The sequence below is a fragment of the Acinetobacter parvus DSM 16617 = CIP 108168 genome, from assembly GCF_000368025.1.
In the GTDB taxonomy this organism is placed as follows: domain Bacteria; phylum Pseudomonadota; class Gammaproteobacteria; order Pseudomonadales; family Moraxellaceae; genus Acinetobacter; species Acinetobacter parvus.
Window position 1 is genome coordinate 348,221 of sequence record NZ_KB849211.1, and the last position, 15,861, is coordinate 364,081.

The following is a 15,861-nucleotide window of genomic DNA, read 5'->3' on the forward strand; positions in this document are numbered from 1 at the left end:
TTTAAGTGAAAAAATATTGGAGAATATAATGCATCCTATCATCATCATTGGATCAGGTATGGCGGGTTACACAGTTGCACGTGAGTTTCGTAAACTCAGTCCTGAACAAGAACTGGTTATGATCTGTGCGGATGATGCGGTGAATTATGCAAAACCAACATTATCAAATGCCTTTGCGGGCAATAAGGCACCTGAACAAATTGCTTTGGGCGATGCCACAAAAATGGCAACCCAGTTGAACATGCGTATTGAGGCCGAAACCTGGGTCAAGGAAATTAATGCTGAAAGGCATGAAATCACGTTGGAAAAAAATGGTGAAACCATTACTCAACCCTATTCAAAACTCGTTTTGGCTGTGGGTGCCAATCCAATCCGTTTAGCCATTGCAGGTGATGGTAGTGATGATATTCATGTGGTGAACTCGCTGACTGATTACCGCACATTCCGTGAGAACCTGTCAAAACGTAAAGACAAGCGTGTGGTTATTTTGGGTGCGGGCTTGATTGGCTGTGAATTTGCCAATGACTTACTTCACAGTAACTACGATGTCACCGTGATTGACCTTGCCCCACAACCACTGGGCCGTTTATTACCAAACCATGTTGCGGAAGCCTTTAAAACCAATTTAGAGCAGGCGGGCATTAAATTCGCCCTTTCAACCACTGTTGAAAAAGTGACCAAGATCAATGATGGCGAAGACTATGCGGTCACATTGGCCAATGGTCAGACCTTAGTCGCTGACATCGTTCTTTCAGCAATTGGTTTACAGCCAAATATTGCGCTGGCAAAAGATGCAAATATCCAGACCAGTCGTGGCATCATTACCAATACCCTATTGGAAACCAGCCAACCTGACATCTATGCAGTGGGTGACTGTGCTGAGGTGAATGGAACATTGCTGCCATTCGTCATGCCAATCATGCAACAGGCCCGTGCCTTGGCAAAAACACTGAGTGGTCAAAATACCAATGTCCATTACCCTGCAATGCCAGTTGCGGTAAAAACACCTGCCGCACCGCTGACTGTTTTACCTGCACCACTGGATGTTGATGTGAACTGGGAAACTGAAGAGTTTGATGACGGTATGCTTGCCAAAGCAATAGACAGTCAAGGCACCTTAAGAGGTTTTGTGCTGTTGGGGGCAACCGCAAGTAAACAGCGTTTAGCCTTAAGCAAACTCGTTCCAGACTTGATTCCTGCACAGGTTTAGGGTTTAAATACCAGAGTTTGTTGTGAAATGAATATCCCCCAAACTCTGACCCTGTATTTATAAAAAAAATTCAACACGGAACGAATGCCATGAACAGTGCTTTACAATTTAATATGTCGCCTTATGCACCTTTTATGCAGGAAACCAAAGTCACTTTGGGCAATGGCATTGAATTGCATGTAGAGATGGGCGGCAATCCTGAGCACCCAACCATTCTACTGATCATGGGTTTAGGTGCACAAATGCTGTTCTGGCCTGACTTCTTTTGCAAATCGCTGATTGATCAGGGATTCCGTGTCATCCGTTTTGACAACCGTGATATTGGGCTATCTTCCAAGGTCCGCAACAAAGAACGCCAACGTCTCAACACCATGAAGCTGATGAGCCGCTTTATGGTCGGTCTAGGTAATGAGGGAGCACCCTATACCCTGTATGACATGGCAGATGATGTTGCCATGCTGATTGACCAGTTGGGTATCGAGAAAACCTATATTCTTGGTGCATCCATGGGTGGCATGATTTCACAGATTGTTGCGGCAAAATATCCAGAAAAAGTTGAAAAAGTGGGTTTACTGTTTACTAGTAATAACCAGCCTTTTTTGCCGCCACCTTATCCAAAACAGATTTTAAGCCTACTGGGCAAACCAGCAACGCATGACGAGGAAACCATTGTCAATCACAGCCTGAAAGTATTTCACATCATTGGATCACCAGGTTATGTGAACCAGGTTGAGGCAATTCAAACCATTCGCAAGCTATATCGTCGTAGTTTTTACCCAGCGGGTGTACTTCAACAGTTTTTAGCAATATTATGTACGGGTTCCCTGTTGCCATTAAACAGGAACATTACCCAACCGACCTTGGTGGTTCATGGTTCAAGAGACCGTTTGCTGCCCCCAAGTCACGGAAAAGCTGTAGCAAAAGCGATTTCTGGTGCTAAGTTTGAATTAATTCAAGGAATGGGGCATGATATTCCAGCACATTTCATTCCACAACTTAGCGGTTTGTTTGCTCATCATTTTAGATCATCACACTAGGACACTATGGCTGCATTACCCTCATTAAGACAGCTATCATATTTAGTTACGTTGTCGGAAACTTTACATTTTACCGAAGCAGCACGCCGTTCATTTGTCACCCAGTCAACACTGTCGGGCGGCATTATGGAACTGGAGCGCTTATTAGGTGGCGTCTTAGTTGAGCGTGATCGTCAAAACGTCCGTTTAACCCCTTTAGGTGAACAGGTTGTTGCACGGGCCCGCGTGTTATTGGCCGATGCGCAGGACCTAATGCGTTTAAGCCGTGAAATGAGCGAACCTTTAACAGGTGACCTTCATCTTGGCATCATCCCAACCATTGCACCCTTTATCCTGACCCAGCTTTTGGATGAAGTGCACCAGCAGTTGCCAAAAATTCAACTCCATCTGCATGAGGCTCAAAGTGACAAGATTGTAGAGAAACTGGAACATGGCAATCTGGACATGATTGTACTTGCGCTGCCTTTTGATACGCGTAGCTTAAAGGTTGTCGAAATTGCCAAAGAGCATTTATTCCTTGTCTACAACAAGAAAGATAAAAATGCGACCAATGCAAATTCCCTGGATGATCTGGATTTGTCTCGCCTTATGCTACTGGAAGAAGGTCATTGTTTGCGTGACCATGCCCTCAGTGCCTGTCCTGTTGGTGAACGCAAGAATGACCAGCGTTTAAAGGCAAGTTCTCTACCCACCTTGGTGGAAATGGTCTCTTCAGACCTAGGCTTTACTTTATTGCCTAAAATTGCATTAAAGAACAGCATGATTCATTTCAATGAAGCTATTGAAGTGAAATCAATTGAAGATGCTCCAAGCCGCATCCTTGCCTTGGTGACGCGTAAGAGCACACCACTGCAAAGTGAGTTTGATGTGATTATGCAAATCCTACAGAAAATCACTGCACATTTGCAATAATCAATACTTTGGGCGAATTCACTTCGCCCCTACTTGATCTCTAATAAATTTACCTGCTCAACCTGAACATCACTCATACGCTGCCCTTGATCAAGTAACTGATCAAAATAGGCTTCCACCACTTTCGCCTGATCAGCGGTATTCTCAACCTTATACATATTCTGGCGAAATTCATTACTTGAACGTAAGCCCTTGGTGTACCAGGCGATATGCTTACGCGCGATACGGCAACCAGAATACTCACCATAGAACTGATAAAGTTCAGCCAAATGACCAAGCAGGACCGCTTTTACTTCGGCAATATCAGGTGCAGCCAAATGTTCGCCTGTTTTTAAATAATGCGCGATTTCCCGAAAAATCCACGGTCTTCCCTGTGCGGCCCGCCCAATCATAATCGCATCCGCACCTGTATAGTCCAGCACATATTTGGCTTTTTCAGGACTGTCAATATCACCATTGGCAATTAAGGGAATATTGATCATTTGCTTAACTTGCTTAATCAACTCATAACGGGCTGTATTTAAATACATATCCTCACGGGTACGACCGTGCAGGGCCAAGGCTGCAATGCCTGCCTGTTCAGCCCGTTTTGCCACACGCAGGATATTTTCCTGACCATTCAGAAAGCCCAGACGAGTTTTTAAGGTGACAGGAACATCTACTGCGGCCACCACGGTATCCAAAATACGGGCGACTAGATCTTCATCCTGAAGCAAGGCTGAACCAGCGAGCTTGTTACAGACCTTTTTGGCTGGGCAGCCCATATTGATATCAACAATTTGTGCACCATTGGCAACTTGATAACGTGCTGCCTCGGCTAATTCAAACGGGTCAGAACCTGCGATTTGTGCGGAGATGGGTGCAAGCTCACCATCAAAATTGGCCCGATATAAACTCTTTTTGCTCATGCGTAGGGTTTTATCCGCCGTCATCATTTCACTGACCGCATGCCCTGCCCCAAAGTACTTGCATAATGAACGGAATGGTCTGTCAGTGACACCTGCCATCGGAGCAACGATCAAATTATTTGACAGTTGGTATGAACCAATATACATATATTTTCTTACAAATTCTGATCAACATAGTATACTTCATTCGCCCATTTGACTCATCTTTTTATGCGGTGTTGTCCTGATTATGAATAAATCGTTCCCAGCTAGTCCTTTATTTAAAACCTTTAGCATCATTGCAGCCTGCATCAGTCTCAGTGCCTGCGGTGACAACGCATGGTGGTCAAATGGTAAAGAACCTGAAATGGAAGCAGAGCAGATTAAGAAAGTCATTCCAGCACGTGTGAATGACCGACAATCCTGGGCACAAGATATTTTCGACATTATGCAGGAACTCAGCATTCCGAAAACCAAGCAGAATGTGTGCAGTGTGGTTGCTGTGGTTGATCAGGAATCGAACTTTGTTGCCGACCCTACCGTGCCTGGACTGGGTGAAAAAGCGGTACAGGAAATTAACAGCCGTTTAAAGGAAAAGTTTGAGGCCAAACTGGGTGAAACCATTGGTGGAACAGTAGCTGAGTATTTTGAAGATGTGTTGAAAAACCAGCCCTCTCCAGACAACAATTACATGAGCCAAATGCGTAAGGTCAAAACCGAACGCGAGCTGGATTTACTCTATCGTCAAATTTTTGACTATATGTCCAAACATTACCATGTCAGTGCATTAACAGGTGCTGCAAAACTGGTGGGTCAGGATATTGGTGAAAAGATGAACCCAATTACCACACTGGGTTCCATGCAGGTTCATATCAACTATGCCAAAGAACATAAACGCCAAAGCGGCAACATCGCTGAACTACGCAATGATCTTTATACCCAATATGGCGGTCTATATTACGGTATTCACCGTTTAATGGAATACCCTGCCGATTATGATAAGGCTATCTATCGTTTCGCAGACTATAACTCAGGCATGTATTCCAGTCGAAATGCGGCTTTTCAGCGTATGCTGAATGCAATGACCAAAACTGAAATCAGTCTGGATGGTGACTTACTGCTCTATACCAAAAATGGTGATATCAAGGCAACTCAGAGCCAGACAGAGAAAGAGCTTATTGCAATTTTTGCACAAAATAACATTCTGGTGACTCCACGCCAGATTCGTAGTGACTTAAAAAAAGAAAAAGAGAAAAAATTTGAAGATACTCAAACTTATTTAGCTGTACAAAAGCTATATCAAAATAAAACCCAAAAAGAACCAATTTATGCAACCATGCCACAAGTCGTTATTTCAGGACCAAAACTGAGTCGTGATTACAATACAAACTGGTTCGCAAGCCGTGTAAATGGACGATATGAGACATGCATGCAAAGAGCCAAACGCATAAAACTATAAATCTGGCCTTATTTGATTTTGATGGGACACTTTATCCCAAGGACAGTTTTACTGGATTTATTTTTTATACGCTTTCAAAACGACATATTGTAAAAAAAAGCTTGAAAATCCTACCGTGGATTCATGCCTATTATTTAAAGCTGTACCCTGCCCATGCAATGCGAGCACGCTTGTTTCAGAGCATGTTTAAGGGCATTGCAGCAGATTTTGTACAAAATTTGGCACAGGAATATGCCCTACAGCTTACTCAGAATTTAGATCAGAACCTATTGCAACAACTTCGCCTGCATCAACAACAGGGTGATCACATTGTGCTGGTTTCGGCTTCGATTGATCTTTATCTTGTGCCAATCTGTGAGTTTCTAAATATCGAATTAATCTGTACAGCAACAGAAATTAAGAATGGCCTGCTGACAGGTCATTACAGTTCCGAAGACTGTAGCTGTGAACAGAAAAAATTACGGATTTTGCAACAATACAATTTAGAGGACTATCAATATATCTATGCTTATGGAAATAGCGAAGAAGATCTGGATATGTTGTCATTGGCTGACCACCCGTACATGATGGGAGAAAATAAATCACTTCCAGAATTAAAATTTGATGCACTAAGAATTAGTCCCAATATAGAACGAACATAGAAAAACTCGCCTAAGCGAGCTGTTTTTCTATTTGTATTTAGTAAATCGCCATATGGTTACGGTGAATCATCTCTAACGAACGTGCCTCACCTAACACCTGATGCACTTTGTCAGAAGCCAAGCCTTTAACCAAATCTGCAGAACGCGAACTAAAATTAACACGTCCCACTGCCACACGATGACCTTGTGTATCTACACACTCCACCACATCACCACGTTCAAAATGCCCTTCAATCGCTTTAACACCCACAGGCAATAAACTACGGTGGTTTTCTTTAATGGCTTTAACTGCGCCATCATCAATCACCAAACGCCCTGCTGTTTGTAAATGTGCAGCCAACCACTGTTGATGCGCCGCGATACGGTCATTGTCGCTAATTAACAGCGTACCCAACATTTCGCCCGCCATTAAACGCGCCAATACGTTATCACTTTCACCACTGGCAATTAATGTTGGACAACCCGATTTAGCCGCTAAACGCGCTGCACGGACTTTAGTCAGCATGCCGCCACGCCCGAACTTGCCGCTACCACCCGCCATATCAAACAGACTTTCATCCAAAGCACGTACAGTATGGAACAATTTCGCATTTGGATTAGAACGTGGATCGGAGTCAAACATGCCTTGCTGATCGGTCAAAATAATTAATAAATCGGCATGTACCTGCCCTGCGACCATTGCAGCTAGAGTGTCATTGTCACCAAAACGGATTTCATCGGTTGAGACTGTATCATTTTCATTGATGACAGGAATCACACGCCAGTCAATCAGATTTTGTAAAGCATCACAGGAGTTGAGATAACGGCGGCGATCAGCAAGATCATCATGCGTGAGTAGAACCTGTGCGGTTTGAATACCATGCTGATCCAGTACGCTTGACCATGTATGAATCAAACCCATTTGACCAATGGCGGCACAGGCCTGCAAACTGGGTAGATCGGTGGGTCGAGTCGCAAGCTTCATGCGTACCATCCCTTCAGCCACTGCACCTGAGGACACAAGTATGATTTCATGTCCAGCATTGTGTAGATCTGCAATCTGTTTCGCCCAGTGCGAAATTGCATTTAAATCTAGACCTTGCCCATTTGCAGTGAGTAAAGATGATCCGATTTTAACAACGATTCGTTTACACGCATTGAGCTGACGTTGCCCATCGACCACTTCTATCATTTTTTCCTCGGTTCACTAGTCGCGTACGTAAATACTTTCTACGCCGCCTTCATCCTCATCGTCATCAAAGTCATCTTCATCGTCTTCCAGACCCGCTTCACGCTGAGCCTTACGCATGGCACGATAAGCTTCTTTTGCCGCGATAGTTTGTTCACGTGTTTCAGCCTCAAGCTGCTCACGGAATGCTTTAACTTCTGCTGCATACTCAGGATCTTCAACTTCACGTTCACGCTGTTGCTCAATTTGATCCATAAGGTAATACACAACTTCTTTGGTGCCTTCTGACATCAGGCCAGATGTCTTGAATACTGGACCTGTCCACTGCAATTCATCCAGAATGTGCTGGCACCATTCATCCCTTGATTCTTCAGCAATCTGGTCAAGCTTGTTCAACACCAGAACCAGTGGAAGTTTTGCCAAGGTTGGAGAGAATTTTTTCAACTCGCCCAGAATTGCTCTGGCATTGTGTGCAGGGTCAGAACCATCAATCGGCTGGACATCCACAATATGCAACAGGATACGGGTACGCGCCAAGTGTTTAAGGAAGCGAATCCCTAGACCCGCGCCCTCTGCCGCTCCTTCGATCAACCCTGGAATATCCGCCATCACGAACGAACGGTGACGATCCGCATCCACCACACCCAGGTTCGGCACCATGGTGGTAAATGGATAGTCTGCCACTTTTGGCTTGGCCGCACTGACTGCACGAATAAACGTGGATTTACCAGCATTTGGCATACCCAGCAGGCCAACATCTGCAAGTACTTTCAACTCTAAACGTACTTCACGATATTCGCCCTTGATACCATGTGTGCATTTACGTGGTGAACGGTTGGTGGATGATTTAAAGTGTGTGTTACCTAAACCACCATCACCGCCATGTGCCACTTTGACACGCTGACCATCCTTGACCAAGTCACCAATAATGTCGCCAGATTCAGTATCCACGATGGTTGTACCCACAGGTACTTTTAGGATAACGTCCTCACCGCCACGACCTGAACAGTTCGCACCAGCGCCATTCTTACCACGTTCCGCACGGAATCGACGGGTATAACGGTAATCAACCAGCGTACCAGTATCATCATCGGCCTGGATATAGATACTTCCACCACGCCCCCCATCACCGCCATCAGGACCACCAAAAGGGACAAATTTTTCACGGCGAAAACTGGCTACGCCATTGCCACCGTCGCCAGCCTCTACGGTTATGACTGCTTCATCAACAAAGCGCATGTGCCAATCCTCTAAAATCTTAAAAGCGGACTATTCTGCCACATTTTAATAAATTTCTCGAATAGAAAAATCAGCAAATACGTTTCTAGCTTTAAAAAAGTGTTATTTCATTGTGTTATGGATGCCTATTCTTCAATGGAATATAAATATTAAAATGCTTAAGCACCCACATCGCAACATATACACCACTCAAGTTGGCCACCACAATTAAAGCAAATACCGTGAATAAACGTCTGAACTGCTACAATGAAGTATTCCTAACCAATCATCTTCCCTTGTCGCTATTTTCTTTTATTTTAATGTTTCTATCAGCATAGGTTCGGTGCAGTCTATAAAAAAGCCCAGTCGAAACTGGGCTTGTATTGTATAACTTTGCTAACGAATATTATGCATCTGTTTGAGCAGGAATTTTTGCATAGCTTACGCCGCACATTTGTTCAGCAATACGCAATACCTGACAGCTATAACCCACTTCGTTATCGTACCAAACATAGGCAGTTAAACGTGTACCAGAAGTGATTGTTGCCTGTGCATCAAACACACCAGCAGTACGCGAACCGATAAAGTCACTTGATACAACCTCAGTCGAGTTGGTATAACCGATTTGACCTTGTAGGCTAGAGTTGATTGAGATTTGACGAATGTATTCGTTCACTTCTTCACGATCAACTTCTTTCTCTAGGTTTAAGTTCAAGATTGCAAGTGAAACGTTTGGTGTAGGAACACGTACCGAGTTACCCGTCAACTTGCCTTTAAGACCAGGTAATGCCTTGGCAACCGCTTTTGCAGCACCAGTTTCAGTAATTACCATGTTCAATGTTGCAGCACGACCACGACGGTCAGCCTTGTGGTAGTTATCAATCAGGTTTTGGTCGTTTGTGAACGAGTGAACTGTTTCAACATGACCATTTAATACTTTGTATTTGTCATCTAAAACTTTCAATACAGGTGTAATTGCGTTGGTTGTACAGCTTGCAGCAGAGATGATTTTATCTTCATCTAAGATATCTGTATTGTTTACGCCGTATACAACGTTCTTCATCTCGCCTTTACTTGGTGCAGTCAAAACTACACGTGCAATACCTGCACATTTCAAGTGTTGGCTCAGACCTTCTGCATCACGCCATTTACCTGTATTGTCGATAAGAAGCGCATTTTCAATACCATAAGCGGTGTAATCCACTTGGCTTGGGCTTGAAGCATAAATAACTTTAATGAAGTTACCATTTGCAATGATGGCTTCATTTTCTTCATCAACAGAGATCGTACCGTCAAACGTACCGTGAATAGAGTCACGACGTAACAAAGAGGCACGTTTGGCCAAGTCACCATCAGATGATTTACGTACGACAATTGCCTTAAGGCTTAAACCACGACCCAGGCCTGATTGACTGATGATTAAACGCGCCAGAATACGACCAATACGGCCAAAACCGTAAAGAACAACATCTTTAGGCTGTTCAGAAGTTGCATTACCCTGAATTGATGCAACAGCATTGGCAACAAAAGCGTCTACATCACCGCCCTGATTTTGGTATTCAACAGCAAGCTTACCGATATCAACTTCGGCAGAACCGATGTTTTCAACTTTCATCAATGCTTCGAGAATTGGGAACGTGTTGACAACTGAAAGCTCAACATCAACCATACGTGTACGGCGGTGTGTTTTTAAAATCTGAATCACTGAGCGGTTAATTAAAGAACGGCCGTAAACAGAAACAACAATATTTTTCTCACGGTATAATTGACCAATTAAAGTAATCATACGTTCCGCGATTTCTTCACGGTTTTTCCAACGACCTTGGTGTTCTGCGTGTAGGGCAACGATAGTGTCTTTGCTCACAGTGACGTCCTCTAATTTATATATACTGGGCGTGAATTTTAAAACGCAATAATTGTAATAGAATTATCATCAATATTGAATCAAAAGCTGCTATTTGAGCTAAGATTTTGTCCTGATTGACTATAAATTCATAAAATACCTATAATTATTTTTTTGATTTTAGGTAAAATTCTTTTTCAATCATCATATATATAAAAATAAAAAAACCATGCAAGCATGGTTTAAACGAAATCAGTATATGTTAATTTAGCGATGTTCAGGGTAAATCACATCATGAATATCATAGCCCCATGATTTCGCATAATTTAAATATTCATGGATAATTTCTTTTTTCGGATTCGGAATACGGGAAAGCACCCATAAATACTTACGGCGTGGTTCACCCACCAATACCGTCTGATAATCCTCATCCAGTTTTAAAATCCAGTAATCCCCACGACCGACAGGAATCCAGCGCACACCCTCAGGTAAAAAACTGACTTTTAATTTACTGTTAAATGGCGCATTCACCACAAAGGCTTCACCTAGGGACTGTTGTAAATCACCATCCTGGTCAGCGCATTTATTGTCAACCACGATGTTGCCATTTTCATTCAGCGTATAGGTTGCCGTGACGTTAAATGCGCATTTACGCTCAAAAAACATTGGCTTTCGGGCCACCTCATACCAAACCCCCAAATACTTATCGAGTTCCACTTTCTCAACAGTGGGTAAAGGTTTTGCCTGAGCATAGGCAATTGTTCCTACAGCCAACCCCGTTAAAACCACACCGCCCATCGCTATCTTTGCTAAACGCCAACTTGCCTTTGGGAAACTTTTAATAAATGGCATGAGAAATCCTCAAAACAGAAATTTGTTATAAATGGTCATTCGTCCTGCAACATAGCCCAATTTATAAACAAATTCTGTTGCGATATGTATCGCTTTTGAGGATTTCTCTTAAAAATCAAGATTGCAGCATGTGTGCCTTTAAACGAACAATCTCATCACGGAGTCTTGCAGCCTGCTCAAACTGTAGCTCCTTGGATGCCTTTAACATTTCCTTTTCCAGTTTACCAATGTGCTTCGCAAACAGTTTTGGATCAGATAAAAGATGCTGTTCATCAGCACTGATGGCCTTGTGTTGATCAACAATTTTTTCATCAATCTGATCATCACTTAAAACTTCACCTGTATCAATTTCCTTGATCACCTGACGAACAGCACTGCGTGGGGTAATTCCATGTAATTCATTAAACTCGATCTGTTTATTACGACGGCGTTCTGTTTCATCCATTGCCTTACGCATGGAGTCAGTGATGCGGTCCGCATATAAAATTGCTTTACCTTTCACATTACGGGCAGCACGTCCAATGGTCTGGATCAGGGAACGCTCAGAACGTAGAAAGCCCTCTTTATCCGCATCCAGAATTGCCACCAACGACACTTCTGGCATATCCAGGCCTTCACGCAACAGGTTAATGCCGACCAGTACATCATGCACACCTGTACGCAATTCATGGATAATCTTAACCCGTTCAACGGTATCAATATCTGAATGCAGGTAAGCCACCTTGATGCCATACTCTTTCAGATATGAAGTTAGATCCTCTGCCATACGTTTGGTCAGTGTTGTGACCAGCACACGCTCATTCAACTGTTTACGAATATTGATTTCAGACAACACATCATCGACCTGTGTCAACACAGGGCGAACCTCGATCTCAGGATCAATCAACCCTGTTGGACGTACCACCTGCTCAACAATCTGTTCTGATTTTTCCAGTTCATAATATGCTGGTGTCGCGCTGACAAACACAGTAGTCGGTACAATACGTTCCCATTCCTCAAATTTCATTGGGCGGTTATCCAAAGCACTTGGCAAACGGAAACCATAATTCACCAGATTTTCTTTACGGGAACGGTCGCCTTTATACATCGCACCAATTTGTGGAACAGTCACATGCGATTCATCAATGATCAGCAAGGCATCTTCAGGAATATAGTCAAACAAGGTCGGTGGTGCTTCGCCTGCCGTACGACCTGAAAGGTGGCGTGAATAGTTTTCGATCCCATTGGTATAGCCCAACTGCTGCATCATCTCCAGATCATAACGGGTACGCTGTTCAATACGTTGTGCCTCCAGTAACTTGTCATGATCCTTGAAGAATTTAAGCTGGTCTTTTAACTCATCTTTAATGGTATCAATGGCACGGGTTAAATGGTCTTTCGGCGTAACATAGTGGCTCTTTGGATAAATGGTCACACGCGGCACTTTACGCACCAGTTTTCCAGTCAGCGGATCAAACCAGCGGATTGAATCCACCTCATCATCGAACAGCTCCACCCGAATCGCATCCTGATCTGATTCAGCTGGGAAAATATCAATAATTTCACCGCGAATACGATACGTACCACGTAAAAATTCAAGTTCGTTACGAGTATATTGCATTTCGACCAAACGACGAATAATGTCATCACGGCTGACCCGATCGCCCTGTACAATGTGCAACAACATTTGCATGTAGGCATTTGGATCACCCAAACCATAAATGGCAGACACCGATGCCACAATGATGGCATCACGGCGTTCCAGCAAAGCACGGGTTGCAGAGAGCCGCATCTGGTCAATGTGGTCATTAATGGCGGAATCTTTTTCGATAAACGTATCGGATGAGGGTACGTAGGCTTCTGGCTGATAGTAATCGTAGTAACTAACGAAATACTCCACCGCATTGTTTGGGAAGAAAGCCTTAAACTCACCATAAAGCTGTGCCGCAAGCGTTTTGTTATGCGCCATCACAATGGTGGGACGCTGGGTTTGGGCAATCACATTGGCCATAGTATAGGTCTTGCCCGACCCTGTAACCCCAAGTAGCAATTGATTACGAAAACCTTGTTCAATCCCACTGACCAATTTTTCAATTGCCTGTGGTTGATCTCCCGCAGGTTGATAATGGGTGACTAATTCAAAAGGTTGGTTTTCGCTCATAGCGGTATTTTTCTAAATTTTGACTCTTACATTTTATGGGGATGAATTAGGATTACACAATCTTAATTCACCCCTTTATTTATTGTTGATTAATAGGCTCGGCTTATTGCAGAAAATATAAAATGATTAGCGATTGCCTTTCGCACGATTATGCGTTTTACACAGCATTTCGCAATTCTTAACGTCGGTTGCTCCGCCTTTACTCCATGCCGTTACATGGTCTGCATCCATTTCGCTTAGTTTCCAAATTTTTGTTTTATTGGAATCATGTCCGATGGCACACAAAGAACAGTTTGAAGTTTGATTTTTCTCAGCTTCACTTTTCTGTTTTGTGTAGACTGATTTTTTGGTTGCTTCATCAAATACTCGAACATCAAGCAATTTTTTATCAACTGAACCACCAAGTATATATTCAAATACACCTTTACGATTTTTAACGTATGAATCTGCATAAAGGTCTTTGACCTGCTCAGATATTTTTTGCGGACTGTAGGGTTGTGTATGGTACATTTCATAAAGCCGTCCCCATTCCAAGCCTCGCATTTCACTTTCAACATCTTTAAATACCGCAGATACCCAATCTATAACCGTATTGAAATAGGTTTTTAATTCATTGATATTTGATTCATTTCGATGCCGACTCATATAGTCATCAATTTTGCCTTTACTGACCCAATCAAGTGCACGTTCCAAAAAATCTTGGCGAATTGCACTACCTAAAATATAGGCAGCCCATTTATTTACATTAGAATTTTGGCTATTGCTAAACTCAGCTTTAGCAAGTGTGACAAATTGCCCCGAATACACCGCATTGAGTAATTCTTGCTGATTAAGCGGAACACCTGCAATATTAATGGTTTTAAACCATGCTTTAATCTCTGTTTCAGTACCTTCGCATTCATAAATTAATAGTTTTGTTTGTTCAATTATTTCGCGTTTATCTTCAGATAGACTATTAAAATACTGCGGTTTTCCATCTTCAATTACAGCAAATTTATCGGTGACGTAACGCCCAATACTGGTTATGCGTTGTTGTCCATCCAACACTTCAAAACTATCCTCACCCACTTTATTAAAATAAATTAAACCCAATGGATAGCCTTTAAGTATAGATTCTATGACGGCGACATCTCGTTTTCCATCTGCATAAATGTAATTACGTTGATATTCTGGCTGAATGGTGAGTTTACCCGAAAAACCAAATAAGCCCTTGCCTTCTAGTTCGTTATAGACAAAACCTGCGCAAATATCCTTGACCGTAATAGCTGTTTTTAATGTTGTTTTCATATAGCTACATTCCTATGTTTTATGAGCACTCGTTGATAAACTTTTTCCAAAAGCCCATCTCTGTAAACAACTCCACTCGCATTTAAGTCATAAGTTCCCTTCTTTCCAAATTTGTCAAAATATGCTTGCTTGCATTCCACTGTATTATAATTTTTTGTTTTTAAATCATATAAATCTGCGTTTTCACACATCCCAACTATCTCAAACTGGTCAGGATTATATTTATCCAAAAAGCTAATGGGCACACCCATTACACCGTCATAATCACTAGGAATTGCACTAGTAAAAGGCACTTCTATTGCATCGTAATTGTCATAACTGTCATAATTGGTCTTGGCTTGCATTTTCTTATTAAACTTTAGGTTATCCAATATAGTCATCAGTTGTAATGGTTCATGGCGACGACCATGATCAAAATTAGTAAACCAACGCACACCTTTAATTCTTAAATATTTTCGGCCATCTTCACCAATCCGCCATCCGACAGCATTAATTGGATATTCATCTGGTACTTGGAACTCTCTATCGCCACTACTAATAGTTGGACCTAACCACATTTTATTATGCTTAATTAAAGGAAAAACTTCTTTGTAGGTGATTGCGTTCATATTACCGATAATGACGAATTTCTTATTAGCTTCAACAATCCAAGCTAAAAATTCACGAAATAACGAAAAAGGTGGATTAGTTATAATAATGTCAGCTTCGTTGCGTAATGCTTTAACTTCATCACTACGAAAATCACCATCCCCTTGTAAATAATCCCAGTCCAAATCATTAATATCAATTTTTTTATCACCGTTTACGTCACGGCTTAATGTAAATATTTTGCCATTTTGAACGGTTTTGTTTATATCAAAGTGTGAGTTTTCACTTTCAAATAAAGTAGGTTGATAACCTTTGTAACTTTTACTGTTAGCGGCATAACTTGTACTAATCAATTTTTTAATGCCTAATTCATCGAATTTTGCGGCAAAATATTTTGTAAAGTTGCTCCACTCTGGGTCATCACAAGGAAGCAGAATTGTTTTGCCACGAAATACATTCGAGTCAAAGTCTAAATACGCATTTATTTCTTTTTCTATGTCGTGATACTGGGTATAAAACTCATCGTTTTTTTCATTTTTCGCTTTAGTTAAGTCGCTGTTCGCTGTTCGCTGTTCGCTGTTCGCTGTTCGCTGTTCGCTGTTCGCTGTTCGCTGTTCGC

13 protein-coding genes and 1 pseudogene are annotated in these 15,861 nt (G+C 42.3%); 5 read left to right on the forward strand and 9 right to left on the reverse strand.

The features are described from left to right. The first annotated feature begins 28 nt into the window (after positions 1-28). The 3 genes from rubB (at position 29) to oxyR (ending at position 3,159) form a co-directional block, all read left to right on the forward strand. Entirely contained in the window at positions 29-1,210 is a 1,182-nt protein-coding gene (gene rubB, locus F988_RS03760; protein ID WP_004678012.1) for a rubredoxin reductase RubB, read from the forward strand. A gap of 89 nt (positions 1,211-1,299) precedes the next feature. After that, a complete protein-coding gene (locus tag F988_RS03765) occupies positions 1,300-2,247 on the forward strand; it encodes an alpha/beta fold hydrolase (RefSeq protein WP_004681149.1) in 948 nt (315 codons plus the stop codon). 6 nt (positions 2,248-2,253) lie between these two features. Continuing rightward, positions 2,254-3,159: a LysR family transcriptional regulator OxyR gene (gene oxyR / locus F988_RS03770; RefSeq protein ID WP_004681151.1), complete on the forward strand. Its 906-nt coding sequence runs from the start codon at positions 2,254-2,256 to the stop codon at positions 3,157-3,159. Between the two features lie 29 nt (positions 3,160-3,188). Here oxyR and dusB read toward each other — a convergent pair whose 3' ends face one another. Next, complete coding sequence (gene dusB, locus F988_RS03775) at positions 3,189-4,214, reverse strand: tRNA dihydrouridine synthase DusB (RefSeq protein ID WP_004678017.1); 1,026 nt, start codon at positions 4,212-4,214, stop codon at positions 3,189-3,191. An 82-nt stretch (positions 4,215-4,296) separates the two neighbouring features. Here dusB and F988_RS03780 point away from each other — a divergent pair, with 82 nt between their 5' ends. After that, on the forward strand, positions 4,297-5,505 hold the full coding sequence (locus F988_RS03780) for a DUF1615 domain-containing protein (protein ID WP_004681152.1): 1,209 nt from the start codon (positions 4,297-4,299) through the stop codon (positions 5,503-5,505). Then, on the forward strand, positions 5,472-6,146 hold the full coding sequence (locus F988_RS03785; RefSeq protein ID WP_004681153.1) for an HAD-IB family hydrolase: 675 nt from the start codon (positions 5,472-5,474) through the stop codon (positions 6,144-6,146). Before F988_RS03780 ends, F988_RS03785 begins: the two co-directional genes overlap by 34 nt. A 37-nt stretch (positions 6,147-6,183) precedes the next feature. On the opposite strand, the gene proB is transcribed toward F988_RS03785, so the two are convergent. The 8 genes and pseudogenes from proB to F988_RS03820 all read right to left on the reverse strand — a co-directional run. Continuing rightward, on the reverse strand, positions 6,184-7,317 hold the full coding sequence (gene proB / locus F988_RS03790) for a glutamate 5-kinase (protein ID WP_004681155.1): 1,134 nt from the start codon (positions 7,315-7,317) through the stop codon (positions 6,184-6,186). A 15-nt stretch (positions 7,318-7,332) separates the two neighbouring features. Continuing rightward, the gene (gene cgtA / locus F988_RS03795; protein ID WP_004681157.1) at positions 7,333-8,553 is read right to left on the reverse strand and encodes an Obg family GTPase CgtA; all 1,221 of its coding nucleotides are present in this window, start codon (positions 8,551-8,553) and stop codon (positions 7,333-7,335) included. 124 nt (positions 8,554-8,677) lie between these two features. Next, positions 8,678-8,761, reverse strand: a pseudogene (locus F988_RS15005) (MFS transporter); the annotation flags it as partial. Between the two features lie 177 nt (positions 8,762-8,938). After that, entirely contained in the window at positions 8,939-10,396 is a 1,458-nt protein-coding gene (locus F988_RS03800) for a glyceraldehyde-3-phosphate dehydrogenase (RefSeq protein ID WP_004681159.1), read from the reverse strand. Positions 10,397-10,642: 246 nt separating this feature from the next. After that, positions 10,643-11,227, reverse strand: coding sequence for a lipocalin family protein (locus F988_RS03805; RefSeq protein ID WP_004681161.1), 585 nt, complete (start codon positions 11,225-11,227; stop codon positions 10,643-10,645). Positions 11,228-11,342: 115 nt separating this feature from the next. Beyond that, positions 11,343-13,367: an excinuclease ABC subunit UvrB gene (uvrB, locus tag F988_RS03810; RefSeq protein WP_004681163.1), complete on the reverse strand. Its 2,025-nt coding sequence runs from the start codon at positions 13,365-13,367 to the stop codon at positions 11,343-11,345. Positions 13,368-13,493: 126 nt separating this feature from the next. Then, positions 13,494-14,654 carry an HNH endonuclease family protein gene (locus F988_RS03815; protein WP_004681165.1) on the reverse strand — a complete coding sequence of 387 codons (1,161 nt, stop codon included), beginning with the start codon at positions 14,652-14,654 and terminating at the stop codon, positions 13,494-13,496. Next, positions 14,651-15,861 (reverse strand): adenine-specific methyltransferase EcoRI family protein (locus F988_RS03820; RefSeq protein ID WP_004681166.1); only part of this gene is annotated, 1,211 nt, incomplete at its 5' end. The genes F988_RS03820 and F988_RS03815, both read right to left, overlap by 4 nt.